This is a genomic window from Arthrobacter sp. 'calajunan', from assembly GCF_046940185.1.
Classification (GTDB): Bacteria; Actinomycetota; Actinomycetes; order Actinomycetales; family Micrococcaceae; genus Glutamicibacter; species Glutamicibacter soli.
In genome coordinates, this window is record NZ_JBKZDY010000003.1 from 467,265 (window position 1) to 493,610 (window position 26,346).

General features: G+C 66.5%; 24 protein-coding genes, 1 pseudogene and 1 riboswitch. Of the genes and pseudogenes, 17 read left to right on the plus strand and 8 right to left on the minus strand.

The window, feature by feature from the left end; translation table 11 throughout:
* Positions 1–65: 65 nt before the first annotated feature.
* Positions 66–605 carry an AMIN-like domain-containing (lipo)protein gene (locus RF641_RS07035; RefSeq protein WP_229777435.1) on the minus strand — a complete coding sequence of 180 codons (540 nt, stop codon included), beginning with the start codon at positions 603–605 and terminating at the stop codon, positions 66–68.
* Positions 606–809: 204 nt separating this feature from the next.
* Between RF641_RS07035 and RF641_RS07040 the strand changes: the two genes are divergently transcribed.
* A complete protein-coding gene (locus RF641_RS07040; RefSeq protein ID WP_052772477.1) occupies positions 810–1,907 on the plus strand; it encodes a mechanosensitive ion channel family protein in 1,098 nt (365 codons plus the stop codon).
* A gap of 95 nt (positions 1,908–2,002) precedes the next feature.
* On the opposite strand, the gene RF641_RS07045 is transcribed toward RF641_RS07040, so the two are convergent.
* On the minus strand, positions 2,003–2,647 hold the full coding sequence (locus tag RF641_RS07045; protein ID WP_231735906.1) for a YqaJ viral recombinase family protein: 645 nt from the start codon (positions 2,645–2,647) through the stop codon (positions 2,003–2,005).
* Between the two features lie 64 nt (positions 2,648–2,711).
* The gene (locus RF641_RS07050; RefSeq protein ID WP_052772476.1) at positions 2,712–2,972 is read right to left on the minus strand and encodes a glutaredoxin family protein; all 261 of its coding nucleotides are present in this window, start codon (positions 2,970–2,972) and stop codon (positions 2,712–2,714) included.
* A gap of 130 nt (positions 2,973–3,102) precedes the next feature.
* Between RF641_RS07050 and RF641_RS07055 the strand changes: the two genes are divergently transcribed.
* The 3 genes from RF641_RS07055 (at position 3,103) to RF641_RS07065 (ending at position 6,406) form a co-directional block, all read left to right on the plus strand.
* A complete protein-coding gene (locus tag RF641_RS07055) occupies positions 3,103–3,840 on the plus strand; it encodes an ABC transporter ATP-binding protein (protein ID WP_047119965.1) in 738 nt (245 codons plus the stop codon).
* Positions 3,837–5,162, plus strand: a complete 1,326-nt coding sequence (locus RF641_RS07060) for an FtsX-like permease family protein (protein WP_424572849.1) — start codon at positions 3,837–3,839, stop codon at positions 5,160–5,162. Before RF641_RS07055 ends, RF641_RS07060 begins: the two co-directional genes overlap by 4 nt.
* Positions 5,163–5,350: 188 nt before the next feature.
* A complete protein-coding gene (locus RF641_RS07065; RefSeq protein ID WP_047119963.1) occupies positions 5,351–6,406 on the plus strand; it encodes an ABC transporter substrate-binding protein in 1,056 nt (351 codons plus the stop codon).
* Between the two features lie 3 nt (positions 6,407–6,409).
* Here the strand turns inward: RF641_RS07065 and RF641_RS07070 are convergent, their stop codons facing one another.
* Positions 6,410–7,207, minus strand: coding sequence for an MBL fold metallo-hydrolase (locus RF641_RS07070; RefSeq protein ID WP_424572850.1), 798 nt, complete (start codon positions 7,205–7,207; stop codon positions 6,410–6,412).
* 20 nt (positions 7,208–7,227) lie between these two features.
* Between RF641_RS07070 and RF641_RS07075 the strand changes: the two genes are divergently transcribed.
* From RF641_RS07075 to RF641_RS07085, 3 genes are read left to right on the plus strand one after another with little or no spacing between them, the layout of a single operon-like run.
* The gene (locus RF641_RS07075) at positions 7,228–8,277 is read left to right on the plus strand and encodes a FecCD family ABC transporter permease (RefSeq protein WP_424572851.1); all 1,050 of its coding nucleotides are present in this window, start codon (positions 7,228–7,230) and stop codon (positions 8,275–8,277) included.
* Complete coding sequence (locus tag RF641_RS07080) at positions 8,274–9,332, plus strand: FecCD family ABC transporter permease (RefSeq protein WP_113608161.1); 1,059 nt, start codon at positions 8,274–8,276, stop codon at positions 9,330–9,332. Before RF641_RS07075 ends, RF641_RS07080 begins: the two co-directional genes overlap by 4 nt.
* 3 nt (positions 9,333–9,335) lie before the next feature.
* A complete protein-coding gene (locus RF641_RS07085) occupies positions 9,336–11,273 on the plus strand; it encodes an SIP domain-containing protein (protein WP_113608162.1) in 1,938 nt (645 codons plus the stop codon).
* 88 nt (positions 11,274–11,361) lie between these two features.
* Here RF641_RS07085 and RF641_RS07090 read toward each other — a convergent pair whose 3' ends face one another.
* Positions 11,362–11,850 (minus strand): MarR family winged helix-turn-helix transcriptional regulator, encoded by a 489-nt coding sequence (locus tag RF641_RS07090; RefSeq protein ID WP_047119959.1) that lies wholly within the window; start codon positions 11,848–11,850, stop codon positions 11,362–11,364.
* Between the two features lie 111 nt (positions 11,851–11,961).
* Between RF641_RS07090 and RF641_RS07095 the strand changes: the two genes are divergently transcribed.
* The gene (locus RF641_RS07095) at positions 11,962–13,797 is read left to right on the plus strand and encodes an ABC transporter ATP-binding protein (protein WP_113608163.1); all 1,836 of its coding nucleotides are present in this window, start codon (positions 11,962–11,964) and stop codon (positions 13,795–13,797) included.
* Here RF641_RS07095 and RF641_RS07100 read toward each other — a convergent pair.
* The gene (locus RF641_RS07100) at positions 13,794–14,318 is read right to left on the minus strand and encodes a MarR family winged helix-turn-helix transcriptional regulator (protein WP_047119957.1); all 525 of its coding nucleotides are present in this window, start codon (positions 14,316–14,318) and stop codon (positions 13,794–13,796) included. The two genes, RF641_RS07095 and RF641_RS07100, sit on opposite strands and share 4 nt — an antisense overlap.
* Before the next feature lie 159 nt (positions 14,319–14,477).
* On the opposite strand from RF641_RS07100, the gene RF641_RS07105 reads away from it, so the two are divergent.
* Positions 14,478–15,053, plus strand: a complete 576-nt coding sequence (locus RF641_RS07105) for an NADPH-dependent FMN reductase (RefSeq protein ID WP_424572852.1) — start codon at positions 14,478–14,480, stop codon at positions 15,051–15,053.
* Positions 15,054–15,190: 137 nt separating this feature from the next.
* Positions 15,191–16,309, plus strand: a complete 1,119-nt coding sequence (locus tag RF641_RS07110; RefSeq protein WP_424572853.1) for a glutathione S-transferase C-terminal domain-containing protein — start codon at positions 15,191–15,193, stop codon at positions 16,307–16,309.
* A gap of 15 nt (positions 16,310–16,324) precedes the next feature.
* On the opposite strand, the gene RF641_RS07115 is transcribed toward RF641_RS07110, so the two are convergent.
* A complete protein-coding gene (locus RF641_RS07115; RefSeq protein WP_047119954.1) occupies positions 16,325–16,636 on the minus strand; it encodes a hypothetical protein in 312 nt (103 codons plus the stop codon).
* A 116-nt stretch (positions 16,637–16,752) separates the two neighbouring features.
* Between RF641_RS07115 and RF641_RS07120 the strand changes: the two genes are divergently transcribed.
* Positions 16,753–17,643, plus strand: coding sequence for an RNase H family protein (locus tag RF641_RS07120; protein WP_120991859.1), 891 nt, complete (start codon positions 16,753–16,755; stop codon positions 17,641–17,643).
* A gap of 87 nt (positions 17,644–17,730) precedes the next feature.
* Here the strand turns inward: RF641_RS07120 and RF641_RS07125 are convergent, their stop codons facing one another.
* Positions 17,731–19,173 carry an APC family permease gene (locus RF641_RS07125; RefSeq protein ID WP_424572854.1) on the minus strand — a complete coding sequence of 481 codons (1,443 nt, stop codon included), beginning with the start codon at positions 19,171–19,173 and terminating at the stop codon, positions 17,731–17,733.
* A gap of 263 nt (positions 19,174–19,436) precedes the next feature.
* Between RF641_RS07125 and RF641_RS07130 the strand changes: the two genes are divergently transcribed.
* The 6 genes and pseudogenes from RF641_RS07130 to RF641_RS07155 all read left to right on the plus strand — a co-directional run.
* Entirely contained in the window at positions 19,437–20,594 is a 1,158-nt protein-coding gene (locus tag RF641_RS07130; RefSeq protein WP_424572855.1) for a serine hydrolase domain-containing protein, read from the plus strand.
* A 10-nt stretch (positions 20,595–20,604) separates the two neighbouring features.
* Positions 20,605–21,393: an SGNH/GDSL hydrolase family protein gene (locus RF641_RS07135; protein WP_120991858.1), complete on the plus strand. Its 789-nt coding sequence runs from the start codon at positions 20,605–20,607 to the stop codon at positions 21,391–21,393.
* A 106-nt stretch (positions 21,394–21,499) separates the two neighbouring features.
* Positions 21,500–21,597, plus strand: a riboswitch (glycine riboswitch).
* A gap of 165 nt (positions 21,598–21,762) precedes the next feature.
* A complete protein-coding gene (gcvP, locus tag RF641_RS07140) occupies positions 21,763–24,609 on the plus strand; it encodes an aminomethyl-transferring glycine dehydrogenase (RefSeq protein WP_181728198.1) in 2,847 nt (948 codons plus the stop codon).
* A 10-nt stretch (positions 24,610–24,619) separates the two neighbouring features.
* A complete protein-coding gene (gene gcvT, locus RF641_RS07145) occupies positions 24,620–25,741 on the plus strand; it encodes a glycine cleavage system aminomethyltransferase GcvT (RefSeq protein ID WP_424572856.1) in 1,122 nt (373 codons plus the stop codon).
* Positions 25,742–25,800: 59 nt separating this feature from the next.
* A complete protein-coding gene (gene gcvH / locus RF641_RS07150; protein ID WP_113608166.1) occupies positions 25,801–26,181 on the plus strand; it encodes a glycine cleavage system protein GcvH in 381 nt (126 codons plus the stop codon).
* Positions 26,181–26,346 (plus strand): annotated as a pseudogene (locus RF641_RS07155) (serine hydroxymethyltransferase); the annotation flags it as partial. The gene gcvH and the pseudogene RF641_RS07155, both read left to right, overlap by 1 nt.

The window sequence follows — 26,346 nt, forward strand, 5'->3', positions numbered from 1 at the left end:
GTTGACGGGGTGTTACGCGGAACGTCATGCAAAAAGTGCCGAACCGCACCGAATATTTTTTGCGGTCACCACTGGTGGGCGACGTCGATCACGAGCCGGGAGGATGTCCCCGGGCCGTTGAGCAGGAATGCACGCATCGGAAGCCGTGCCCGGGTGGAGACGCCGAGCAGGGTTTCCCCTTCGAAGCTTCCCAGCCAGACCTGCTGCTTGAACGTCTTGTAGTTCAGGGTCTTGACCTGGGCACCTGGATTGTACGAGGTGCTTGCCGGGGCATGGAGCTGGATCTGCAGCTTCGCCCCGCCGGTGGTCTTCACTTCAATTCCGGAAGCGATGCCGACGAACTTGTCGACGTACTTCACGGTGTAGCCGGCCGGCTTGGACTTCAGGTCGATGACCATGCGGTCGTAGCACGTGTGCTGGCCGGTGCGCACGTTGGTCAGGGCGGACGTGGTGGACAAGGTCTTGGTCTTGGCCAAGGAACCCCAGTAAACGGTTGCGCAGGTCGAGGCTGCGGTGGAGGTGGGTACTGCTACTGCTGCGGGCGTCATTGCCAGCATGGCTGCCGTCGCCGTGGCGGCGACGATTCCGAATTTTGTTCGGCGCACGGTGATCACCGGCTTTCTGTGGTTGCGCCAGCCGGCCGATTCACGTGGCCGGTCACACTACTAAAGCGCCGCGGCCGGGGAAAAGGCAAGAGTCTGGAGAAAACGGAACGATACCGATATTGATCTGTGACGGAGGCCGAGAAGTTCGGAATGACACAAGCGGCTACACAGCTCCCGGCCAGAGCCCTATGACATGCTTTAAGGATGACTCCAACACCTACCGCACCCATCGACGAAACTGTTGAAGATGTCATTCAGGCCTCAAGCTTCCTACCCGAATCGTTGCAATTCTGGGTGGTTATAGCTATTGGTGCAGTCGTTGCCGGGATCCTGACGGTCGTCTTCAGCGGCGTCGCGCGCCGCATCCTTTCGCGCATGGGCATTCCGGCCGGGACCGTGAAACCGACCAGGACTCCGTTCTTCGCCACGATGACCTCGATCGTCGTCAAATCGGTGTTCTCGATCTTCTACCGGGACAGGCCCTGGTACAACGCCTGGCAGTTTGTCATCCTCGCCTTGCTGATCTTCTTCCTCACCTGGTTCATCATCAGCGTCGTCAAGGTCATCGAGACCTCGGTGCTGACCCGGGTGGAAGTCAGGTTCGGTCCGGGACGCAAGCTGGCCAAGGTACGCACCCAGGTGGGCCTGCTGCGCCGGGTGCTGACCGCGGTGCTGTGCGTGCTGGCGATCGGGGCGGTGCTCCTGTCCATCGAGCAGGTCAGGGCGCTGGGCGCCGGTATTCTCGCCTCCGCCGGCCTGGCTTCGGTGGTTGTCGGCCTGGCCGTGCAGTCCACGTTGGCCAATGTCTTCGCCGGCATCCAGATCGCGTTCACCGATTCGATCCGCGTGGAGGACACCGTGGTGGTGGAAGAAGAACGCGGCACGGTCGAGGAAATCACCCTGTCCTACGTGGTGGTGCTGCTGCTGGACGGGCGTCGCATGATCCTGCCTTCCACCTACTTCACCACCACCCCGTTCGAGAACTGGTCGCGCCGCAGCAGCGAGATCTCCGGCAATGTGGTGCTGCAGCTGAAGCTGAACGCCCCGATCGAGTACCTGCGCCAGCGCACCACCGAACTGCTTGAATCCTCCGATTGGTGGGACGGCCGCACCAATGCCCTAAACGTGACCGACGTCCAGGGCGGCCTGCAGACATTGACCATATTTTTATCGGCGCGCAACCCCTCGGACCTGTGGGAGCTGCGCAACATGGTCCGCGAGAAGCTGCTGGGCGAACTGGTGCAGAGCTATCCCGAATGCCTGCCGGATCCGCGCACGCTGCCAAACGCCCCGACCGTGTAGCGATATATGCAGATGGCCCCGTGGAACCGCCGCTTCTGCGGTGCGTTCCACGGGGCCAGTGCGGCTACGAGCACGGCTGAGGCGGCCGGCCTGGACTAGAGCCGCAGCGCGGCCGGCCCGTAGTCGTTGTAGCGCTGCTGCCGGGCGGTGGCGTCGCGCAGGGCCGAGATCAGCGACTCGGCCTTGTCGATCAGGTCCCGGATGAGGTCGTCATCGCGTTCGACCCACAGGTACTCCGGGGTGTCGCGCAGCGGGACGAAGTTGTCGTGCTCCTCCCAGACGAACAGGGTGCGCTCGGCACCGATGACGTGCTGCTGCCAGAGCACCTGGCGCAGGTAGTTCTTCGGGATCTTCTTGAACGGCTTGTTGGTGGTCTTGATTTCCGCGAGCACCGGCACCCCTGCCGCGTCGAACCCGAGGCCGTCGGGGGTGGCCAAGTGCAGTCGGGAGTGCTGGGCGTGGAACAGCTGGGTGGAAGGGAAGATGTTGAAGTTCTCCTGGACCCAGGCGGCGATCACCGGCTCGCGCTTGCGGCCGTGGTCCGTGTAGGGGTTCCCGGAGAAGCCGTTGCCGTAGAGCTTGTCCCATGCGGCGTTCTTGATCGACTTCTCGGTGGAAAGCTTGGCCACGTCGGTCGCGGTGATGCCCTGCGACCGGGCCCGGAGCCACTCGATGCGGTTGGACGAATCGGCGAGAACTCGTTCGAAGCATTCATGGCTGACACCGGGCACTGTAATCACGTGCTCTATTCTCCCCCACAAAAGGAGCGCAACCGTGCATCTGCGCATCCAATCCCGCGTGAGGCTAGTCGCTGGCGCGGGCGATGGCGGCCAGCAGCTGGTTCAGGGTGGGCGGCTGCCCGCCGCGGAACCGCTCCTGCCCGTCGACCAGCAGGCGGATCACCGGGGTCGAAGTGATGCCCAGCTCCTCGCCGCGCCGCACCTGCTCGACCACGTTGATTTCCTCGACCTCCAGGTCCGGCAGCAGCCGCTGGACGCGGCGGACCAGCGACCTGGTGCTGACGCAGGGCGCGCAGAACGGCTGCGAGTACAGTTCCAGCTTCATGGATCCGGTGTTCCTCCTGCCGGGGGATGGAGCGCGAGGCGCGGGCCTCATACCAGGGTATGTGCCCGGGCCGGCCGGTTTCGCTCCCCGAGACGATGCGCCCGGCCGCCGACATTGAAAACATGGAAGCATGCTAGAAAATTCCTTGGGACGCCCGGCAGTCATCTCCGCCCGCGGCCTGTACCGCAACTTCGGCAGCACCGCTGCCCTGGACAACGTGAACCTCGACATCCAGCTGGGCCAGTCGCTGGCCATCATGGGCCCGTCGGGATCCGGCAAGTCCACCCTGCTGCACGCGCTGGCCGGAATCGACCTGCCGGACTCCGGGCAGATCACGCTGAATTTGCCGGGGAGCGCCCCGGTGCAGATCGAATCGCTCAAGGACAAGCCCCGCACCAAGCTGCGCCGCGAGGCCTTCGGCTTCGTATTCCAATCCGGGCTGCTGATCCCGGAGCTGACAGCCATCGAGAACGTGGCCATGGCGCTGATGATCAACGCGGTGCCGCGTTCCAACGCGATGGACCGCGCCGCCCGGGCGCTGGCGCAGCTGGGGCTGGCGGGCATGGAGGAGCGCCGCATCGGGCAGCTCTCCGGCGGCCAGCAGCAGCGTGTGGCCATCGCCCGCGCCCAGGTGACCGGCGCCAGCGTGGTCTTCGCCGACGAGCCGACCGGAGCGCTGGACTCGGCCACCGGCGCCGAGGTGCTGGAAACCCTGCTGGACTGCACCGTCGGCGCCGGCAAGTCGCTGGTCATGGTCACCCACGACCGCACGGTGGCCGAACGCTGCGACCGGATCGTGCACCTGAGCGACGGCCGGTTGCTGGACGGCACGGCGCGCCAGGAGCGCCAGGCAGGAGCCTGGTCATGAATTCGGTGCACCTGGCCTGGATGCTGGGCCGTCCCTCCTCGACGCGCAGCTCGTCGCAGATCCTGACCGTCAGCGCCTACGCCATGGTCAGCGCGATGCTGCTGATCGTGCTGGGCGGCGCCTACTCGTTCACCAGCTTCGAACGCGAAGTCCAGGCGACCTACCTGCCGCTGGCGGGATTCGCGGTGGTGCTGCTGGCCGTGCCGCTGATGGTGCTCGGCTCGGCCGCTGCCCGGCTGTCGGCGCGCACGCAGGACCGCGCGTTGTCCTCTCTGCGGCTGCTGGGCGCGACCGGCGGCCAGATCCGCAGCGTCTCGCTGCTGCAGGCCGCCGGCACCGCCTTGGCCGGGGCCTTGGCGGGCGTGGTGCTGTACCTGGCCTCCTCGCCGCTGGTGGCGATGACCCGCTTCCAGGGCGCGCCGCTGGGTGACGCCATCTACCTGCCCTGGTGGGCGGTGGCCATCGCGGTGGTGGTCATCGTGCTGCTGGCGGTGATCAGCTCGCTGGCCGGGCTGCGCAAGCTCATCATCACCCCGCTGGCCGTGGCCACCCGGCAAAGCGTGCCGGTGCCCAGCTGGATCCGGGTGCTGGTCACGGTGGGCTCGGTGGCGCTGCTCTACTTCGTCTTCACCAACATCGGTGTGGTGAGCCAGGAATTCGGCACCATCATCGCGGTGATCATCCTGGGCTTCGGCTTCGGCCTGCTGGTGCTGAACCTGGCAGGGCCGTGGCTGGTGGCCACGGTCGGGCGGAGCAAGCTGAAGAAGGCGGTCAAGCCGGAGCAGCTGCTGGCGGCCCGCATGATCCTGGAGAACCCCGGCGAATCCTGGCGCCAGGTGTCAGGCGTCGCGATGGCCTCCTTCGTCGCCGTGGTCGGCGGCAGCGGGGCGGCGCTGATGAGCATGGGCAACGGTCAGGAGTCGACCGGCACCTGGTTCGACTACCTGCCGCAGGACATCCTCACCGGCGTGCTGCTGACCCTGGTTATTACTTTTGTTTGCGTGGCCGCGTCGGCCTCGATTTCGCAGAGCGCCAGCACCCTGGACCGCGCGGACCTCTACGACGGACTGCACAAGCTGGGCATGGGCTACGAGGTGATGAATGCGGCCCGTACCAAATCGCTGATGATCCCGGCGCTGACCGCTTCGATCGGCTTTGCCATCGCCTCGGTGGTGCTGGTCCTGCCGCTGGCCGGCGTTGCGGTGCTGATCAAGCCGCTGACGGTGCTGGTGGTCATCCTGGCCGTGGTGCTGGGCCTGGTGCTGATCCGCGCGGCCATCAGCGTGGCCAACCCCCGCCGGCTGCTCGCCGAGCGCGCCTAGCAGGTATTTCCGGGGCTCCAAGGTAGGGGACGGATACCCGAAAAGCCCAGATTTTCTCCGATTAGGGATTAACCGTGTTGCGTAATGCGGACGAAAACGCGTATTGTGACCTGTGGTTCGGGTAGGCATGCCTTACCTATTCGAATTCACAGTTCACGGAACCTCGCATAGTCTGGATAACCCCGCCCATGAATATCTCGCGCCGCACCGGCATCTTCGCCGCCTCCGCCGCCATCCTCGCCCTGAGCCTGACCGCCTGCGGCTCCAGCGCCGAACCCGGCGCCAATTCCTCGGCCGCGCCGTCGGCCTCGGCAGACTTCAGCCCGGTGACCATCAAGAACATCTACGGGGAAACCGAAATCACCGAGGTGCCGGAAACCATCGCGACCATCTCCTGGGTCAACGCCGACACCCTGCTGGCACTGGACACCGTGCCGGCCGGCATGGACACCGACACCTACGGGCAGAACGCCAACAACTCCACGGACTGGAAGGACGCCGCGCTGGCCGAGCTGGGCGCGTCCATCGGCTCCGAGAAGGCCCCGAAGCAGTTCGACATCGCCGACGGCATCGACTTCACCGGCATCGCCGAACTGAAGCCGGACGTCATCTTCGCCCCGTACTCGGGCATGACGCAGGAAGAATACGAAAAGCTGGAAAAGATCGCCAAGGTCGTCGGGCCGATCGAAGCCAACTACACCACCAGCTGGCAGGACGCCACCGAAGCGGCGGGCCAGATGCTGGGCAAGCAGGACCAGGCCACCGCCTTGATCTCGGAGATCGAGGGCAAGATGGCGGCCGTGGGGGACCAGAACCCGGTGCTGAAGGATTCCACCTTCATCGCGGCCGACCTCTCCTCGCCGGAGACCTCCTACGTGTACTCCACCGGGGACACCCGTCCGCGATTCCTGACCGCGCTGGGCATGAAGCAGGCGCCGTACGTGGATGAGAACGCCGCCAAGGACGCCTTCTACTTCACCGTCTCCCCGGAAAAGGTCAACGAATGGGACGCGGACGTCGTCTTCGCCTCCGCCGTGGCAGGAAACACCGTGGACGACATCGTCAAGGCCCAGCCGCTGTACGGCCAGATCCCCGCCGTGAAGAATGACGCGGTGGCCCTGCCGGGTACCGACCAGGCCACCTTGTCCATCTCCGCGGCCTCCCCGCTGTCCATCGAATGGGCGCTGGAGCACGTGGTGCCGAATATCGTGAAGGCCGCCGAGAACGCGGCGGCCGCCAAGTAGCCCTTAGGCAGTTCGCGACAAGTAGTGCAATTGCGCCTCAAGGGAATGACTCGCCGCGCCGGCCAGGCGCGGGTCAAGGTCGGGGTAGACCAGATCCAGCAGCTCTGCTGGCTTTGCGTCCGCCCCGGCCTTGCCGAGCTTCTCCAGCGCGGCGCGCACCTGGTTCAGCCGGTCCTCCCGGTGCGCCAGGTATCCCTCCAGCAGCGGGTGGGATTGCCGGTGCTGCTCGCCGTGGGCGGGATGCAGCGGCATGTCCGGCAGCTCCAGCAGGCGCTCCAGCGAGGACAGGTAGTCGTACAGCGTTCCATCGGGGTGCTCCAGGATGGTGGTGCCCCGGCCCAGCACGGTATCCCCGGTGAACAGGTGCTCCTCGGCGCCGATGCTCACAAAGCAGACCGAGTCCGAGGTATGCCCGGGAGTGAATTCCACCCGCACCGCGGTGCCGGCAGCCTCGATGGCCTCCCGGTCCGCGAACACCTCGGCCCCGCGGCAGAACTGCTCCAGGAAGGCACGCACCGGGGCCCCGGTCAGTTCGCTCAGGCGGTCGATGCCCTCGGTGTGGTCCGGATGGCGGTGCGTGATCAGCACCAGCTGCACGTCGTAGGCGGCCAGCGCCTGCAGGTGCGGCTCCAGCTCGGGGCCGGGATCGATCACGATCACCGGAGTCCCGGGCGCAAGGCTCGCCTCGGGGGCGAACAGCAGATAGGTATTGGTCCCGTCGAGCGTCATTTCCGAAGGGTTGTCGGCACGCAGCACGGCAATGCCGGGCGCCAGAACTGTGGGCGCAGAAACATGATCCATGACAACGAGTGTAGGAAGCAATGACCGCAACCGAAAGTACATTGCGCCCCGCAGCGCAACGTTCCGGCCCCGGGCTGGGAGGCAAACTCGGTGCCCTCGCGCTGCTGGTGCTGGTGCTGGCAGCTGCCGTCCTCGCTTCGCTGCTGCTCGGGGCCCGCAACGTCGGCCTGGACAGCGTGCTGGCCGCGTTGTCCAATGTCGACCCCGCAGACGGGGGCCAAGTGGTGGTGCAATCACGAATGGCGCGCACCATCGGGGCCATCGTGGTGGGCGCCGCCCTGGGCCTGGCCGGCGCCGGGTTGCAGGGGCTGACCCGCAACCCGCTGGCGGACACCGGGATCCTGGGCCTGAACGCCGGCTCCTCGCTGGCCGTGGTGGTTGTGGTCGCGCTCGCCGGGGCGGCCTCGCTGCCGCTGGTCATGGCGGCGGCCTTCCTCGGCGCGGCGCTGGTCATGACGCTGGTCTACGTGGTCGCCAGCGTGGGGCGCGAGGGCGCCACCCCGATCAAGCTCGCCCTGGGCGGTGCGGCGCTGGCCGTGGGCGTCGGCTCGATCACCAACACCATTCTGATGATCTCCAAGTCCACGCTGGATGAATTCCGCATGTGGCAGATCGGCTCGCTGTCCGGCGGAAGCCTGGAAACCTACCTGCTGGCAGTGCCGGTCATCGCCGTCGGCGCGCTGGTTGTGCTGTCCACCGCCCGCGCCTGCAACGCCGTGGCCATGGGCGAGGACACCGCGATCGCCCTGGGCATCAACGTGAACCGTGCGCGCCTGCTCGGCTCGGTCGGCGTGGTGCTGCTGGCCGGCACCGCCATCGCCGTGGCCGGGCCCATCGCCTTCGTCGGCCTGATGATCCCGCACGCGGTGCGCCTGCTGGTGGGCGGGGACTACCGCTGGATCATGCCCGCCAGCCTGCTCGCAGGGCCGATCCTGCTGCTGCTCGCGGACACCGCCGGACGGCTGGTCCTCCCGCCAAGCGAGATCCAGGTCGGTGTCATGTGCGCCATGCTCGGCGGGCCGATCTTCATCATCATGATGCGCAGCGGCATGAAGTCGGTGAAGCTATGAGCGCCATCGAGCAGTCCACGCGGCGGCACGAGCCGGGGCGGCCCACCGGCGTCGCGGCCCGCCGCTCCGCACGGGTGCGCATCGCGGCGCTGTGGATGCTCCTGGTGCTGCTGGCCACCGCCGCCGCCTACATCTTCTGGGGCCGCGACCGGCTCCCGGTGGACGAGGTCCTGCAGGTGCTGGGCGGGGCGAGCGTGCCCGGCACCAGCTTCATCCTCATGGAGGACCGGCTGCCGCGGCTGGTGGTCGGGGCGCTGGCCGGGGCCGGGCTGGGCATCTCCGGCGCGCTCTTCCAGCGCTGGCTGGGCAATCCGCTGGCCAGCCCCGACGTGATCGGCGTGGGCTTCGGCGCCTCGGCCGCCGCGATCGCCGCGATGATCGTCTTCGGCGTGAACGACTGGAAGCTGAGCGCCTTCGCGCTCGCCGGGGGCCTGGCCGTGGCCGCGGTGATCTACTGGCTGTCGGCCTCGGGCCAGCGCACCGGTTCTCGGCTGATCCTGGCCGGCCTGGCCATCGGGGCCATGCTGCAGGCGCTGATCCAGTTCCTGCTGACCCAGACTGAGGTGAACACCGCCAGCGACGCGATGCGCTGGCTGACCGGTTCGCTGTCCGCCAGCACCTGGGAACGCGCGGCGGTGCTGGGCATCGGCCTCGGCGCGGCGGGAATCTTCCTGCTGCCGGTGGTGCTGAGGCAGCTGAAGCTGCTGGAGCTGGGCGAGGACGCCGCGGCGGCGCTGGGCTTGCACGTGGGACGGGCCCGCGTGCTGCTGGTCTTCACCGCGGTGGCCCTGGGTGCGATCCCCATCGCCGTCACCGGGCCGCTGGCCTTCGTTGCCTTCCTGGCCGGTCCGATCACCGCCGCGCTGTCCCGCTCTGCGATCCATGTGCCGCTGGCCGGGCTGACCGGTGCGACACTGGTAGTGGTCGCCAATTTCTTTGCCGCGAACCTGTTCGCGCAGATCAACCTGCCGGTGGGCGTTATCACCGGCGCATTCGGCGCACCGTTCCTGATTTGGGTGCTGGTGCGCGCCAACTCTACTGGAAACGGGGGATAACCCATGGCCACTTTGCAGGCTAGCGGGCTGACCTTGGCCTACGACAAGGTCACCATCGTCGATGAATTGTCACTGGACATCCCCGCCGGGCAGGTGAGCATCGTGGTCGGGGCCAACGGCTGCGGCAAGTCCACGCTGCTGCGCGCCCTGTCCCGGCTGCTGAAGCCGGCCGGGGGACAGGTGCTGCTGGACGGTGCGGACATCCACTCCAAGCCGGCCAAGGAGGTCGCCAAGACCCTGGGCCTGCTGCCGCAGTCGCCCACCGCCCCGGACGGGATCACCTCCCGCGAATTGATCAGCCGCGGCCGCTACCCGCACCAGGGCCTGTTCAAGCGCTTCTCGGCCGAGGACGAGGCGGCGGTGAACCGCGCCATGGAGCTGACCGGCACCGCCGGCCTGGCCGACCGCCCGGTGGACGAGCTCTCCGGCGGCCAGCGCCAGCGCGTATGGATCGCCATGGCCCTGGCCCAGGAAACCGACCTGCTGCTGCTTGACGAGCCCACCACCTTCCTGGACGTGGCCCACCAGCTGGAAGTGCTGGACGTGGTCAGCGAGCTGAACCGCACCCGCGGCATCACCGTGGTCATCGTGCTGCACGATCTGAACCTGGCAGCCCGCTACGCCGACTACCTGGTGGCGCTGAAGGACGGCAAGATCTACGCCGCCGGGCACCCCACCGAGGTGGTCACGGAGAAGACGGTCAAGGCGGTGTTCGGCATGCCCAGCCGCGTCATCCCGGACCCGGTGGCAGGCACCCCGCTGGTGCTGCCCATCGGCCGCCAGCGTGTGCTGCGCACCGAATCGGTGCTCGCCGCCAACGGCATCTTCCGCGGCGACGCGCCGGTCAACGAGCCGCGGGCGCTGGCCGAAGGCCTGGAGCAGGACTCCGCGGTGATCGAGGAGGAGGCGCAGGCCGCCACCCGGGCCGTCGCCGAGGCGGACCCGAACCTCGCCCGCCCGGCGCGCGAGCATCTGCAGACCCTGGCCTTCCAGACCACGGTCCTGCGCAGCCAGCAGCTATCCCCGTCCTTCCGCCGGCTCACCGTGGGCGGCGCGGACCTGGAGGACTTCGGCACCAACAGCCACCCGCTGGACATGCGCATCAAGCTGCTGCTGCCCCCGGAGGCAGGCTTCGGGCCGAACAGCGAAATCGCCAGCCTGCGCCCGGATGCGCTGACCAGCCCAGCCGAGCAGCTGGGCTGGTACCAGCGTTGGCTGGCCATCGACCCCGCGCAGCGCGGCTACATGCGCACCTACACCGTGCGCGCGTTCCGCGAAGCCGGGCACCGCGACAACCTGGGGACGACCCCGGAGCTGGACATCGACTTCGTGCTGCACGGTAAGGTGGTGGACGGGCGGCTGCAGGGCGGTCCTGCCACCGAGTTCGGCGACCGCGCGCAGCCGGGCGACCCGCTGCTGCTGCTGGGTCCGAACAAGGCGTTGACCGACGACAGCTATGGCGGCATCGAATTCCGCCCGGGTGCCGCGTCCCGCATCGTGCTGGCCGGCGACGAGACCGCGGCCCCGGCCATCTGCGCGATCCTTGAATCGCTGCCGGCCAACGTCACCGGTCACGCGTTGATCGAGGTGCCGGAAACCACCGACATCCTGGGCACCACCACCCGCTCGGGCATTTCCGTGCAGTGGCTGACGCGCGGCACCGCGGAGCACGGCTCGCTGCTGCGCGACGCGGTCCGCGGCGCCGTGGCCATCCCGGGCGCCGGCGTGGTGCAGACCACCGCGGACCCGGAGGACATCAACGTGGACGAGGACATCCTGTGGGAAACCGGCCAGGCCCAGTCCGCCCCGTTCTACGCCTGGATCGCCGGGGAGGCTGGCACCGTGAAGGAGCTGCGCCGCTACCTGGTGCGCGACGCGGGCATCGACCGCAAGCAGGTGGCGTTCATGGGCTACTGGCGCCGGGGCAAGCAGGAGAACTAGCCTTCCTCCGCACGCTGGAAGGGGCTCCCGCCCGCCGGAAACATCGCCGGCAGGCGGGGGCCTCTGCGCATTCCACGCCGGGACGGGGTCAGTTGGCGGTCCGGTCTGCGGTGCCCGGCTTGCAGGTCCCGGCGCGCGGAGGGCGGGGGTTCTCTCGGTTCAGGATGCCCAGCAGGCGGGTGAGCTCCTCGCGGTCCTCGGCGCCGAGCTTGTCGAAGTAGCCGTCCATGCTGCTCTTGCGCAGCGCCGAGAGCTCGCCGAGCAGCTCCCGGCCGGCGTCGCTGAGCACAATCAAGGTAGCGCGGCGGTCGCCCGGATCCGGGGTGCGGAGCACCAGTGACTTGGCCGCGAGCTGGTCCACCACCTCGGTGGTCGAACGCGCAGCGATGTGCAGGCGCTCAGCCAGCTGGGAGTTGCGTAGCCCCTGCTCCTCGGCGCGGCCCAGGATGGACAGCACCCGGGACTGGTGCGGGGTGACGCCCGCGGGGATCAGGCTGTCGCGCCAGCGGCCGCGGATGGTCCGGGACGCCTGCAGGAATAGATCGGTCAAGTCAGGCTTGGACTCATCGGTGTGCATAGGGTCAAGGATAGTGTGTTTTCCCGAACAGTTTCAAGATGTAACCACATAGTGAGGTAACCTCTGCTATTCTGTAATCCACAGTGGAACAACCAGTGGAAGGGAGCACCCATGCACCCGATGGCGCCAATGGGCGGCGGAAGGCCGCCGGCTTCGGCGGCGCGCAGCGCCGACGACAAGAAGTGGCTGGCTGAGCACCCGGTCTCCGTCAAGCGCATCGCCGCGCTCTTCCGCCCGCATCTGGGCACGGTCATCGTGGTGGTGCTGCTGATCGTCGCCTCCTCGCTCATCGGACTGGCCCAGCCCTTCATCATCCGCGAGCTGATCGACGTCGCCATCCCGAACCGGGAGGTGGACTTGCTGCTCGCCGGCGCCGGGGGACTGGTGCTGATCGCCCTGGTCTCCTCGGTGCTGGAGGTGGTCCAGACCTGGCGCGCCACCCTGATGGGGCAGAGGGTCATGCACGGGCTGCGCACTGGGCTCTTCACCCACCTGCAGAAGCAGTCGCTGGGATTCTTCACCAACTCCAAATCCGGCGACGTGCAGTCGCGGCTTATCAACGACGTTGGCCAGATGCAGTCGGTGATCACGAACTCGGCGACCAGCATCGCCTCCAACCTGACCACCGTGGTCGCCACGGCCTGCGCCATGGTCGCGATCTCCTGGAAACTGAGCCTGATCTCCCTGGTGGTGCTGCCGCCGGCGATCATCCTGGCCCGGCAGACCGCCCGGCTGCGCCGCGCCGTCACGGGCCGGCGCCAGCGTGAAATGTCGAACCTGACCTCGCTGATCGAGGAACGCCTGAGCATCTCCGGGGTGCGGCTGTCCAAGATCATGGGCACCGGCGCCGCCGACGCGTCGGCTTTTGCGCAGTCCAGCCACCGGCTGATCGACCTTGAAATGAAAAGCGCGCTGGCCGGACGGTGGCGCATGGCGGCCATGAGCATCATCTTCGCGGTGATTCCCGCGGTCCTGTACCTGGTGGCGGGGCTGCCGGCCACCGGCGACGGGATGAGCATCGGCACGCTGGTGGCCTTCACCGGGCTGCAGGCAGGCATCTTCCGGCCTGTCATGGGGCTGATGCAGATCTCGGTGCAGTGGATCTCCGCGATGGCGCTGTTCGGCAGGGTCTTCGAATACCTGGATACCGACCAGGCGCTGCCGCTGCCCGAGCATCCGCGCCGGCTGGATCCCGCGGCGATGCGCGGGGAAGTGGTGCTGGAGCGGGTAGGTTTCCGCTACCCCGGGGCTGCCGCGCCGACGCTGGAGGCGCTGGACCTGGTGCTGGAGCCGGGAACCATGACAGCGGTGGTCGGGGCGACCGGGTCGGGCAAATCCACCATGGGCTCGCTGCTTCCGCGGCTGCTGGATCCGACCTCGGGGCGGGTGCTGCTCGACGGGGTCGACCTGCGCGAGCTGGACCCCGAGCAGGTTTCCCGGGCGGTGTCGGTGGTGGCGCAGGAAAGCTACCTGCTGCACACCACGGTGCGGGAGAACCTGTTGTGGGCGGCGCCGGGGGCCAGCGAGGCCGAGCTGTGGCAGGCGCTGGAAGCGGCGCAGATCGCCGAGCTGATCCGCTCGCTGCCCGACGGGCTGGAAACCGCGGTGGGCCAGCGCGGACACCGCTTCTCCGGCGGGGAACAGCAGCGCCTTGCCATCGCGCGCACCATGCTGCGCCGGCCCAAGGTGCTGGTCCTCGACGAGGCGACCAGTGCGCTGGATACCGTCACCGAGGCGCTGGTGCAGCAGGCGCTGGACGAGCTGGCGGTCGGGCGCACTACGCTGCTGATCGCGCACCGGCTGAGCACGGTGCTGCGGGCCGACCGCATCGTGGTGCTCGATAGCGGGCGGATTGTCGAATCCGGAACCTTCGCCGAGCTGGTGGAGCAGGGCGGGCGCTTCGCCCGGCTCGTGGCGAACAGCGAGTTCGCCGACAGGGTCGGCTAGTCCTCTTCGCAGTCCTGCGGGCCGCCGGGGACGGACGCCTTGCAGGACGGGTCGGACTCGCAAGTCTCCAGGGCGCCGAGGATCTTGGGCAGCGCGGTTTCGAGCGCTGCGCGTTCGTGCTGGTCCAGCGAGTCGAACAGCTTTTCGCGGATGAAGGTGACGTGGCTCGGGGCGGCTTCGCGGATGGTCTTCCATCCGGCCTCTGTCAGTTCGATCTGCTGCCCGCGGCGGTCGGTTGAATCCGAGCAGCGGGTGATCATGCCCTTGGCTTCCATGCGGCGCAGCAGGTGGGACAGCCGCGAGCGGTCCCAGCGCAGGTTGTCGGCGATGTCCGCCGGGCGCAGGGAGGTGGCGGGTCCTTCGGAGAGCACCGCGAGCACCGAGTACTCGCCGGTCTGCATGCTCGAATCCACGCTCAACTGGCGGTCCATGGCGCTGGGGAACTGCCACAGGAACTCGCGGATAATCCGCCAGAGGGCCTGTTCCTTGTCATCGAGCCAGCGGGTCTCATCGGCAGCCATCCGTGGGCGCTCCTTCTCTACGTGGCGTACCCGGCATGCTGCGGGTCCGCGCTCATTTGTTGACGTATCAATTATCTCTGGTATTGTTGGATTTAGCAAGAGTTGATGACGCATCAACTAAAGAGTTCGGCGCACGAACTTCCCCAAGGAGAAAATACTATGTCGAAGATCGCCATCGTTACCGGTTCTACTCGTCCAGGCCGCAACAACATCAGCGTTGCCCAGTGGGTGCTGGAGCAGGCGCAGGCATTTGGCGGCACCGACTTCGAGCTTGTAGACATCGCGGACTTCAACCTGCCGGTGCTGGACGAAGCCTTCCCGGCCGCCTACCAGAACTACCAGGGCGAGCATGCCAAGGCCTGGGCCGCCAAGATGAACGAGTTCGACGGCTACATCTTCGTCACCCCGGAGTACAACCACTCGGTCTCCCCTGCGCTGGCCAACGCGCTGAGCTACATCAACGTCGAGCTGAACAACAAGGCCGCCGGCCTGGTGGGCTACGGTTCGGCCCTGGGCGCCCGCTCCATCGAGCACCTGCGCGGCATCCTCTCCGAGCTGCAGGTAGCCCACGTGCAGAAGACCGGCCTGTTCTCCCTGTTCACCGACTTCGAGAACTTCTCGAACTTCAAGCCGACCGCGGAGGGCGCCGCTTCGGTGCAGCCGATGTTCGAGCAGCTGCTGGCCTGGACCGAAGCCATGAATTCGGTGCGCGCCGCCGCATCCGTCAGCGCCTAATTGCACGCTGCCTGAACGGCCTAGCGTTCAAGTGCAAACGGCGGGAAGCTTGTACCAGGCCTTCCCGCCGTTTGCCGTATCACCCGAGAACTTGCCCCAGAGCGGGCAACCAAGCCAAAGATTGTGGAGGATCGAGCATGTCGCAGGACTATTCAACCAAGGGCGCGTACGTCACGGGCAGTGAATTCACGCGCGATACCAACTACATCCAGGACCGCATCGTTGCCGATCCGCGGCCAGAGGCGTTCTCCCACGGGGAGCCGGTAAGCAAGATCGGGCACCCGAATGCGGCCCTGGGCGAAGGCGCCCAGCTCTGGCAGGTCGAAGCAGGGCGCTACCGCTTGGTGGCCGCCCGCGCCTGCCCGTGGGCCAACCGCACGCTGATCGTGCGCCGCCTGCTGGGCCTGGAGGATGCGATTTCGGTGGGCCTGCCAGGTCCGACCCACGACGTGCGCAGCTGGCGGTTTGATCTGGACGAGGGCGGCAAGGACCCGGTGCTGGGCACCGAACGCCTGCAGGAGAACTACTTCAAGCGCTTCGCCGACTATCCCCGTGGCATCACCGTCCCGGCCATCGTGGACATCCCCAGCGGCGCGGTGGTCACCAACGACTACCCGCAGATCACCTGGGACTTCTCCACGCAGTGGAAGCAGTTCCACCGCGAAGGAGCCCCGGACCTGGTCATGGAGGACCAGCTCGACGAGATGCTCCCGCTGATCAAGCGCATCTTCACCGAGGTCAACAACGGCGTCTACCGTGCGGGCTTCGCCGGTACGCAGGACGCCTATGAGGACGCCTACGACCGGATCTTCACCACCCTCGACTACCTCGAAGAACGCCTGGCCACCCGCCGCTTCCTCATGGGCGACTACATCTCCGAAGCCGACGTGCGCCTGTTCACCACGCTGACCCGCTTCGACCCGGTCTACCACGGACACTTCAAGGCCAACCGCAACAAGCTGATCGAGATGCCGAACCTCTGGGGCTACGCCCGCGACCTGTTCCAGACCCCGGGCTTCGGCGACACCGTGGACTTCGAGCAGATCAAGGACCACTACTACAAGGTCCACGAGGACATCAATCCAACGCAGATCGTGCCCAAAGGCCCGGACCTGTCCAACTGGCTCGAATCCCATAACCGCGACGAGCTGGCGGACAACGGCCCATTCCTGGGCGGCACCGCTCCGGGCGAAGTCCGCACCGAGGAACGCGTCGCAGCAGGCCACAACCCGCTGTACCCGCTGGAAGGAAAATAGCCGGCAGCGGCCGGGCTACCTCTTGAAGTCGAAGCCCTGCTGCTCGCACGCCGCGGCAAACGCCTCGTCGTCGGTGATCACGGGCTGACCTGATGCATCTGTCGATACCGCGTTGCGGATCGAATCGGTGGAGGCCGCCGAGCCATGCTCGGCGGCCTTTTGCCGATTCGTCTGCCCGATATCGCCCGGGGCGGTCAGGCTGCCGCCGTAGTGGATGCACGCGGTGCTGCCCTCGGGATCGCTGCGGCGCAGGTCGTCGGGCGACGGACCCGAGCAGGCGGCCAGGCCCAGGGTCGCAACAACGAGGAGCGGCAGAATCTTTTTCACAGTTCACCATCCTACGGACCATCGCCAGCGCCGCGGCGTTGGCGCGGCGCAAGGACTCCGGAGCCTTCGCACGTCTCTTTAGGCGGCGGGGGAGGTCAGGTGGCAGGATTAAAGCCATGACGATCACCGCAGCGGCAGACGGATCAGCCCTAGGAAACCCCGGCCCGGCAGGCTGGGCCTGGTACATCGACGAGGCGAACTGGGCCTCCGGCGGCTGGGACCATGGAACCAACAACATGGGCGAGCTGCAGGCGGTCCTCGAACTCTTCCGCGCCACCGCCCAGTACCCGGAGCAGGAACTGAAGATCCTGTGCGACTCCCAGTACGCCATCAACTGCATCAGCAAGTGGATGCCGGGATGGAAAAAGCGCGGCTGGAAAAAGGCCGACGGCAAACCGGTGCTGAACCAGGAGATCCTCAAGGAATTGGATGCGGCGATCAAGGACCGCAAGTACACCTTTGAATGGGTCAAGGGCCACGCCGGGCATGACCTGAACGAAGCTGCCGACGACCGTGCCCGTGCCGCCGCCACCGCGCACCAGCAAGGCACTGCGCCGGACCCGGGCCCCGGTTACACCGCCGGAGCGGCATCTGCCGCGGCAGCTTCCACCGCAGCCCCTGCCGCCCCCGCTGAAGCAACCGCTCCCAAGTCCGCCCAGGATACGGCTGCCACGATCTATGAACTTGAACTGGGCTTCCTCGACCCGCAGATCCGCACCAGCTTCGCCGAGCTGAGCGATTTCCTGCATCCGGGATACCAGGAAGTCACTCGCGGCGGGGGGCTGCTGGATGTCGCCACGGTGCGCACCCAGCTCGAAGCCGGGGCGCAGCTGCCTGCCACCGGCGAGGTGCAGGTGCTCACCGCCCGCGAGGTCGACAGGGATCTGGCCCTGCTGGCCTACCGCATGAAGGTCGAGGGCTTGCCGATCCTCGTGGTCTCCTCATGGTGGCAGCGCACCGAGAGCGGCTGGAAGCTGCGCTTCCGCCAGGAAACCGTCCAGCAGTAGCCGCAAGGCGATGGGCATCCCGCCCCAAACGGCGAAGGCACGAACCCCGCAGGGTTCGTGCCTTTGCCGTTTTGCCGGGGCGGATTGCTAGAAGTGCCCCGAGGAGATGTTGCCCTTTTTGTAGTTGATGCGGTTGGCCAGCCAGTTGACCGCCCAGAGCGCGACGCCAAGGGCCAGCAGCAGCCCCGCAATCTCATACTGCACCCAGTCCGCGCGCGAGCGGGCCCATGGCCCGATCAGGAAAGCGCTGGTGGCGGCGCCGAGGATCGGGATGATCGTCGGTGCGCGGAAGGAATCCTCCGGCGCCTTGTCGCGGCGCAGCACCAGCAGTGCGATATTGACCATCGTGAAGACCACCAGCAGCAACAGGGCGGTGGTGCCGCCGAGCGAGCCGACGATCCCGCTTTCGGTATCCAGGTTCACGTAGACCACCAGCGCGATGGCCAGCAGCGTGGTGAAGATGATCGATAGCGTCGGGGTGCGACGCTTGGAATGCACCTTGCCCAGCACCTGCGGCAGCACACCCTGGCGGGCCATGCCGTAGAGCAGGCGGCTGGCCATGAGCATGTTCATCAAGGCGGTGTTGACCACGGCGAAGACCGTCAGGAACGGGAAGATCGCGTCCACCGGCAGGCCCGGGGCGCCGATGCGCACGACATCGAGCAGGATGCCCGCGTCAGGATTCTTCGGGTTCAGCAGGTCGCCGGTGGGGATCACCATGATGATGGTGACCGCGACGAGCATGTAGATCACGGCGCAGATGCCCAGGCTGATGAGCATGATGCGCGGGAAGGTCTTGTTGGGGTTCTTGGTTTCCTCGACCAGATTCACCGAATCCTCGAAGCCGACCATCGCGAAGAACGCGATGGCGGTGCCCATGGTGACCGCTGCGAACAGGCTGCGGTCCTCGGGGGCCTCGAAGACCACCAGTCGGCTGATGTCGCCGTGGCCGCTGGCGATGGCGCCGATGCCGATGGAGATGATCACTGCCATGATGCTCAGGGAGATCACCGTGAGCACCATGTTGAACTTGACCGATTCCCCGACGCCGCGCAGGTTGATCAGGGCCAGGATCACGATGATCGCGATGGCGGCGAACATACCGGCTTCGGGTGTGGTCGGCACGCCCTCGATGAATTGGCCGAAGCCGATCAGCAGGTTCTGCCCAACCAGGGTGGCCGAGGTCGCGGCGCTGGTGATGCCGGAGCAGGCCACCGTGAAGGCCACCAGAAAGGTGACGAAATGTATGCCGAAGGCCTTGTGAATATACAAAGCAGCGCCCGCCGCGTGAGGATACTTGGTGACCAGCTCCATGTAGCTGAAGGCGGTCAGCGTCGCAATGGCGAAGGCGATCAGGAACGGCAGCCAGGCGGCGCCGCCGACCTGTCCGGCGACCTTGCCGGTGATCGCGAAGATGCCTGCGCCGATGATGTCGCCGATGATGAGGAACATCAGGAGTTTGGGGCCGATGACCCGCTTGAGTTCGGCGGGTTGTCCGCCTGGAGTTGAGTCTTCTCGGGTTGCAGTCATAGGCGGATGAGCCTTTCCAATCTTCGATTCGAGCTGAAGAATGCGACATATTTTGTCGTCGTCTATTCAATGGGCGAAATCGATCACTATGCTAACAGCAATAAATGCTTGTCGTTCCGGCCTTTTTCGGAGGATATTCCTCCGTTTATTGAGAATGGCTCTTTGAGGAACTTATGGTTCAGGCATGATTTCGCCGGAGAACGCGAATTTCCGCTGCGGCTACTAGTGTTAGTTGCAAAGAGACATGCTTTCGAAGGATTTAGATGGAATCGGTCATAACTGACGACTTTGCCCCGCTCGCGCAGGCGCTGCAGGACCGTGCCGCAGTGGAGGACGGCTACTCGGCGCAGCTGGCCGTGTACCACCGCGGCGCCCTGGTGTTGAGCCACAGCGTGGGGGAGCACCTTTCGGGGGATGCGCTCACCTGCGTGTTCTCCTGCACCAAAGGGCTCAGCGCACTGGTCATCGCCCTGCTGGTCCAGGACGGGCTGATCGATCCGGTCGCCCCGATCACCGACTACTGGCCCGAATTCGGCACCCACGGCAAGGGCAAACTGAGCGTCGGGGAAGTGCTCAGCCACCAGGCCGGAGTGCTGGGCGTCCCCGGCGGGGCGCCCAGTCAGGTGTTGCTGAACTCCTTGGAATATGCCAAGATCCTCGCCACCATGCCGAGCATCTGGCCGCTGGGCCAGAACATCGTGGGCTACCACGCCATCACCATGGGTGTGCTCATGGAGGAACTGGTCCGCCGGGTCACCGGCAAAGAGCTGAAAGAGGTCTTCGAGGAACGCATCCGCAAGCCCCTGGGCGTGGACGCGTATATCGGGCAGGACGACTCGCTGGAACCGCGCTACCGTGACGTGCTCCCCGCCGCCCCGGCCGAACCGGCATTCTTCGACCCCTTCTCCCCGGCAGGCCTGGCAGTCAACTCGGCCTCCGGGTTCGCGCTGGACAGCGGTCCGGTCTACAACTGGCACGAGCTGGCCAACTCCCGGCAGGTCCGCAGGCTCGGCCCGGCCTCCATGGGCGGCGTCGCCGATGCCCAGTCGCTGGCGGCCATCTACGCGGCCTCCTTCGGCCCGGTGCCCTCACTTGGCGCCGCCCGGGGGTTCCTGAGCGAGGACACCTGGTCCCGGGTATCCGCGGAGCTCGTCTACGGGCACGACCGCACCAACGGGCTGCTCCAGGCCTTTGCCCTGGGATTCATGAAGGCCACCGCCCGCAACGACTATGGTTCGATCTTCGCCTACGGCCACGACGGGGCGAACTCCTCGCTGGCCTTCGCCGATCCGGCCTACCAGCTCGGCTTCGCCTACATTCCGTCGCGCAACGAGGGCGAGAAGAGCATTTCCACGGGCGTGCAGCTCAGCCAGCTGGCGCGCCAGGTGGTTATCGGCAAAATGATGCAGGCCAAGGGCTAGGAGGAAGAGCATGGCAAAGTTTCTGGCAATGGGGGACTCCTTCACCGAAGGCGTTGGCGACGACGATCCGCTGCGCCCCAACCAAGTGCGCGGCTGGGCGGACCGGGTGGCCGAGGTGCTGTGCGCCCGCGGCGACTGGGAATACGCGAACCTCGCGATCCGCGGCAAGAAGATCGGGCAGGTGATCAACCAGCAGATGGACCAGGCGCTGTCCATGAAGCCCGACGTGGTCTCCCTCTACGCCGGCGGCAACGACATCCTGCGGCCCAAGGCCGACCTCGAGGCGCTGATGCGCAGCTACGACAGCATGGTCAAGCGCTTCGCCGATGCCGGGATCACCGTGCTGCTGTTCACCGGCTTCGACACCGTCGACTCGCCGCTGTTCTCCAAGACCCGCCCGCGCACCGCGATCTACAACGAAAAGGTGCGCGAGATCGCCGACCGCTACAACACCCTGGTCGCCGACTACTGGCGTTGGCGCGAATTCTCGGACGTGCGCTACTGGGCCGTGGACCGCCTGCACATGGGCACCGCTGGCCACACGCTCATGGCCGCCAAGGTGCTGGACGTGCTCGGAACCCACGGCGTCACCGAGGGCAATTGGTCCTCCGACATCGAAGTTCCGGTGCTGCCAGCGGCTGCGGTGAACGCCCCCGGTCAGAAGCTGCGCCAGGACCTCGGCTGGGCCCGGGAATACCTGGCTCCATGGGTCAAACGCCGCCTGACAGGCACTTCCTCGGGGGACAGCCTGAGCGCAAAATACCCGGACTACATCCGGCTGGGCGCGGAAAGCAGCTAGCGCTCGTCATGCAGGGGCTCCGGGGCCGAAAGATTGTTTGCAGTTGGCCCCGGGGCGGGTACCATGGGAGGTGTGTTGTGGGTCATTGGCCCGCAACCGAAGCCATAGAAGGATGGCGGGAGAGTCCCGTTCACACCATGGACGGGCGCCGTAGGAGCAATTCCTCCCCAGGAAACTCTCAGGCACCCGTACCGCCATCAAGAGGCAACTCTGGAAAGTAACCGGCCTGTTCCGGTTCACCGAAGGTGCAAGCAACCGGTTTGGTAGGCCGGCTGCGTAAAACTCTCAGGTTGTGCAACAGGGATGGGGAGGGACAGCGACCTTCCTTTGGCATGCGCCAAGACAGATCCCCATGGAGACACCTGCACCATGACCATCACGCAGACTTCTGCTAACACGAACAGCGAATTCGTGTCCCGCCATATCGGCCCGCGTCAGTCCGACGTCGAGACCATGCTCCAGACCCTTGGCTACAACAGCCTGGACGAGCTGATCGACACGGCAGTTCCCGCCGACATCCGCCAAGATGCCGCTCTGGACATCCCGGATGCACTGACCGAGACCGAGGCACTGGCCCACCTGCGTGAGCTGGCCTCCAAGAACGTCATGAAGACCCAGATGATCGGCCAGGGTTTCTACGACACCATCACCCCGGCAGTCATCCGCCGCAACATCGTCGAGAACCCGGCCTGGTACACCGCCTACACCCCGTACCAGCCTGAGATCTCCCAGGGCCGCCTCGAAGCCCTGCTGAACTTCCAGACCATGGTCATGGACTTGACCGGCATGCCGATCGCCAACGCCTCGCTGCTGGACGAATCCTCCGCCGCCGCCGAAGCCGTGCTGATGATGCGCCGCGCCAACAAGAAGAAGTCCAACGGCAAGACCGTGCTGGACTCCAACATCTTCCCGCAGACCATCAAGGTCGTGCAGGGCCGTGCCGATGCGCTGGGCTTCGAGGTCGAGGTCGCCGACCTGTCCGCGGGCTTGCCGGAAGGCGACATCTCGGGCATCGTGCTGCAGCAGCCGGGCAACGACGGCTCGATCGCCGACCACGCCGAGGTCATCGCCGCCGCCAAGGCCGCCGGCGCGATGGTCACCGTGATCGCCGACCTGCTCTCGCTGACCATGATCGCCGCCCCGGGCGAGCAGGGAGCCGACATCGCGGTCGGCAACACCCAGCGCTTCGGCGTGCCGCTGTTCTTCGGCGGCCCGCACGCCGCCTACATGGCCGTGGCCAAGGGACTTGAGCGTTCCATGCCGGGCCGCCTGGTGGGTGTCTCCACCGACGACGCCGGCACCAACGCCTATCGCCTGGCCCTGCAGACCCGCGAGCAGCACATCCGCCGCGAGAAGGCCACCTCCAACATCTGCACCGCCCAGGCGCTGCTGGCCATCTGCGCCTCGATGTACGCCGTCTACCACGGCCCTGCAGGCCTGAAGCAGATCGCCACCCGCGCCCACAACCACGCCCGCGTGCTGGCCAGCTCCCTGGTCGCCGGCGGCTTCGAACTGGCATCGCAGGCCTTCTTCGACACCGTGGTCGTGACCGTCAAGGACGCCGAGGAAGTCATTGCCAAGGCCAACGATGCAGGCATCAACCTGCGCAAGGTCTCCGGCACCCAGGTCGGCATCTCCACCGACGAGACCACCACCTCCGCCACCGTCAAGGCCCTGGCCGGCGTCTTCGGCGTGGAACTGTCAGCACCGGAAGGCTTCGAGATCCCCGAGGGCCAGGTGCGCACCAGCGCCTACCTGACCCACCCGATCTTCAACACCATCTCCTCCGAGACCCAGATGATGCGCTACCTGCGCCGCCTCTCGGACCGCGACCTGGCCCTGGACCGCACCATGATCCCGCTGGGCTCGTGCACCATGAAGCTGAACTCGGCCGCCGAGATGGAATCCATCACCTGGCCTGAGTTCGCCTCCATCCACCCGTACGCCCCGGCAGCGCAGACCGCCGGTTGGCGCGAGTTGATCACCGACCTGGAAGGCCGCCTGACCGCGATCACCGGCTACGCCGGCGTCTCCATCCAGCCGAACGCCGGCTCCCAGGGCGAGTACGCAGGCCTGCTGGCGATCTCCGACTACCATGCTTCGCGCGGCGAGTCGCAGCGCAACGTCTGCCTGATCCCCGCCTCGGCCCACGGCACCAACGCCGCCTCGGCAGTGCTGGCCGGCATGAAGGTTGTGGTCGTCAAGACCGCAGCCGACGGCACCATCGACGCCGGCGACCTGGATGCCAAGATCGAGGCCAACAAGGACGTGCTGGCCGCGATCATGATCACCTACCCGTCCACCCACGGCGTGTACGACGCCGACGTGCGCGAGGTCTGCGGCAAGATCCACGACGCCGGGGGACAGGTCTACATCGACGGCGCGAACATGAACGCCCTGGTGGGTCTCGCCCAGCCGGGCAAGTTCGGCGGCGACGTCTCGCACCTGAACCTGCACAAGACCTTCTGCATCCCGCACGGCGGCGGCGGTCCGGGCGTCGGCCCGATCGGCGTGGGCGAGCACCTGGTGCCGTTCCTGCCGGGCGACGCCTCGGGCACCTACTCCGAGCGCGACGGCGTGCCAGTGGTCGCCACCGCCTTCGGCTCGGCCGGCGTGCTGCCGATCTCTTGGGCCTACATCGCGATGATGGGCGGCGAGGGCCTGACCAGCGCCACCAAGCACGCGATCTTGAACGCGAACTACATCGCCAAGCGCCTGAATGAGCACTTCCCGATCCTGTTTACCGGCAACAAGGAACTGGTTGCGCACGAGTGCATCCTGGACCTGCGCGAAGTCACCGCCAAGACCGGCGTCACCGCAGAAGACGTGGCCAAGCGACTGATCGACTTCGGCTTCCACGCACCGACCCTGGCTTTCCCGGTCGCCGGCACCCTGATGGTGGAGCCGACCGAGTCGGAGGACCTGGCAGAGATCGAGCGCTTCATCGAAGCCATGATCACCATCCGCCAGGAAATGGAAGAAGTGCTGGCCGGCGTCTACGAGCTGGCCGAATCCCCGCTGCGCCGTGCCCCGCACACCGTGGCGGCAGTGGTCAACAGCGGTTGGGACCGCAAGTACACCGTCGAGCAGGCAGCCTTCCCGGTCGCCAGCCTCAAGGTGGACAAGTACTTCCCTGCTGTGGGCCGCATCGACGGCGCCGGCGGCGACCGCAACCTCATCTGCTCCTGCCCTGCTCCAGAAGCCTTCGAAGACTAGGAACATCGCAATGACTGAAACCATCACCAAGCACACCGCGCTGCACGGCAAGCACGAAGCCCTGGGCGCGAGCTTCACCGACTTCGGCGGCTGGGACATGCCGCTGAAGTACGGTTCGGAACTGGCAGAGCACAAGGCGGTGCGCGCCACCGCGGGCCTGTTCGACCTGTCCCACATGGGCGAGGTCTGGGTTTCCGGCCCGCAGGCAGCCAGCGCGCTGAACACCGCGCTGGCCGGCAACTTCGCCCTGATGAAGGTCGGCAAGGCCAAGTACTCGCTGATCCTGAACGAAGCCGGCAAGATCATCGACGACCTGATCGTCTACCGCATGGAAGACGAAAAGTACCTGGTGGTGCCGAACGCCGGCAACGCCCCGGTGGTCGCCGCCGAGCTGGCCAAGCGCGCCGAGGGCTTCGACGCGCAGGTGCAGGACGCTTCCGCTGATGAATCGCTGATCGCGGTCCAGGGACCGAACGCCGAGGCCATCGTGGCCAAGCTCGCCGCCGACGAGGCCGGCGCAGCTATCGTCACCGAGATGAAGTACTACTCGGCCGCCTACATGAAGCTCGGCGGGGTGGACGCCATCCTGGCCCGCACCGGCTACACCGGCGAGGATGGCTTCGAGCTGATCATCAAGAACGCCGACGCCGCCGGCCTGTGGGACACCATCGTGGAGATCGGCAAGGACCATGAGCTGGTTCCGTGCGGCCTGGCTGCCCGCGACTCGCTGCGCCTGGAAGCCGGCATGCCGCTGTACGGCAACGAGCTCTCGCTGGAGCGCACCCCGTTCGACGCGGGCCTCGGCGCGGTGGTCTCCTTCAAGAAGGAAGAGGACTTCGTCGGCCGCTCCGCGCTGGAGGCAGTGCGCGAGCAGACCCCTGCCCGCAAGCTGGTGGGCCTGAAGGGCCTGGGCAAGCGCGCAGGCCGCGGCGGCTACGCCATCGTCAAGGACGGCGCCGTCATCGGAGAGATCACCTCCGGTCAACCTTCGCCGACCCTGGGCTACCCGGTCGGCCTGGGCTACGTCGATGCGGCCTTCAGCGAAGTGGGAACCGAGCTGGAAGTCGACCTGCGAGGTAAGACTTTGCCATTTGTTGTCGTGGAACTGCCGTTCTACACGCGCGCCAAGTAACGTTAAACAAAGAGGGCATAGCCTAACGCCCCCTATTTCCCCTTGGGAGAGGAAAAATCGTGAGTAAAGTTCTGTCATCGTTGCGCTACTCGGCCGAGCACGAGTGGATCGACGCATCGTCCCCAGCCAAGATCGGCATCACCCAGATTGCTGCCGACGCGCTGGGCGACGTTGTCTACGTAGACCTGCCAGAGGTCGGAGACACCGTCACCGCCGGCGAGACCTGCGGCGAAGTCGAGTCCACCAAGTCGGTCTCCGACCTGTACTCGCCGGTCACCGGCACCATCGTCGAGGTCAACCAGGAAGCAGCGGACAACCCTGCCATCCTGAACGAGGATCCATACGGCGCAGGCTGGCTTTTCACCGTCGAGGTCGAGTCCGAAGGCCCGCTGCTTTCCGCAGCCGACTACGCAAGCGCGAACGGTGGAAACGTCGAGTAATGAGCAACAAGACTTATGAATCACTGGCACCGGCATCGCTGACCGAGTCCCTTGCTTCGCTGGATCCGGAGGTGGCGCAGCGGATCGATGCTGAGCTGGCCCGCCAGCAGCGCGGCCTGGAAATGATCGCCTCGGAAAACCACACGGCCCAGGCCGTGATGCAGG

Excerpts from the sequence above, each read along its gene's own strand:
- RF641_RS07040 (WP_052772477.1), top strand. The coding sequence starts at position 810 with ATGACTCCAACACCTACCGCACCCATCGACGAAACTGTTGAAGATGTC.
- RF641_RS07050 (WP_052772476.1), bottom strand. The coding sequence starts at position 2,972 with ATGAAGCTGGAACTGTACTCGCAGCCGTTCTGCGCGCCCTGCGTCAGC.
- RF641_RS07055 (WP_047119965.1), top strand. The coding sequence starts at position 3,103 with ATGCTAGAAAATTCCTTGGGACGCCCGGCAGTCATCTCCGCCCGCGGC.
- RF641_RS07060 (WP_424572849.1), top strand. The coding sequence starts at position 3,837 with ATGAATTCGGTGCACCTGGCCTGGATGCTGGGCCGTCCCTCCTCGACG.
- RF641_RS07065 (WP_047119963.1), top strand. The coding sequence starts at position 5,351 with ATGAATATCTCGCGCCGCACCGGCATCTTCGCCGCCTCCGCCGCCATC.
- RF641_RS07070 (WP_424572850.1), bottom strand. The coding sequence starts at position 7,207 with ATGGATCATGTTTCTGCGCCCACAGTTCTGGCGCCCGGCATTGCCGTG.
- RF641_RS07075 (WP_424572851.1), top strand. The coding sequence starts at position 7,228 with ATGACCGCAACCGAAAGTACATTGCGCCCCGCAGCGCAACGTTCCGGC.
- RF641_RS07080 (WP_113608161.1), top strand. The coding sequence starts at position 8,274 with ATGAGCGCCATCGAGCAGTCCACGCGGCGGCACGAGCCGGGGCGGCCC.
- RF641_RS07085 (WP_113608162.1), top strand. The coding sequence starts at position 9,336 with ATGGCCACTTTGCAGGCTAGCGGGCTGACCTTGGCCTACGACAAGGTC.
- RF641_RS07090 (WP_047119959.1), bottom strand. The coding sequence starts at position 11,850 with ATGCACACCGATGAGTCCAAGCCTGACTTGACCGATCTATTCCTGCAG.
- RF641_RS07095 (WP_113608163.1), top strand. The coding sequence starts at position 11,962 with ATGCACCCGATGGCGCCAATGGGCGGCGGAAGGCCGCCGGCTTCGGCG.
- RF641_RS07100 (WP_047119957.1), bottom strand. The coding sequence starts at position 14,318 with ATGGCTGCCGATGAGACCCGCTGGCTCGATGACAAGGAACAGGCCCTC.
- RF641_RS07105 (WP_424572852.1), top strand. The coding sequence starts at position 14,478 with ATGTCGAAGATCGCCATCGTTACCGGTTCTACTCGTCCAGGCCGCAAC.
- RF641_RS07110 (WP_424572853.1), top strand. The coding sequence starts at position 15,191 with ATGTCGCAGGACTATTCAACCAAGGGCGCGTACGTCACGGGCAGTGAA.
- RF641_RS07120 (WP_120991859.1), top strand. The coding sequence starts at position 16,753 with ATGACGATCACCGCAGCGGCAGACGGATCAGCCCTAGGAAACCCCGGC.
- RF641_RS07125 (WP_424572854.1), bottom strand. The coding sequence starts at position 19,173 with ATGACTGCAACCCGAGAAGACTCAACTCCAGGCGGACAACCCGCCGAA.
- RF641_RS07130 (WP_424572855.1), top strand. The coding sequence starts at position 19,437 with ATGGAATCGGTCATAACTGACGACTTTGCCCCGCTCGCGCAGGCGCTG.
- RF641_RS07135 (WP_120991858.1), top strand. The coding sequence starts at position 20,605 with ATGGCAAAGTTTCTGGCAATGGGGGACTCCTTCACCGAAGGCGTTGGC.
- gcvP (WP_181728198.1), top strand. The coding sequence starts at position 21,763 with ATGACCATCACGCAGACTTCTGCTAACACGAACAGCGAATTCGTGTCC.
- gcvT (WP_424572856.1), top strand. The coding sequence starts at position 24,620 with ATGACTGAAACCATCACCAAGCACACCGCGCTGCACGGCAAGCACGAA.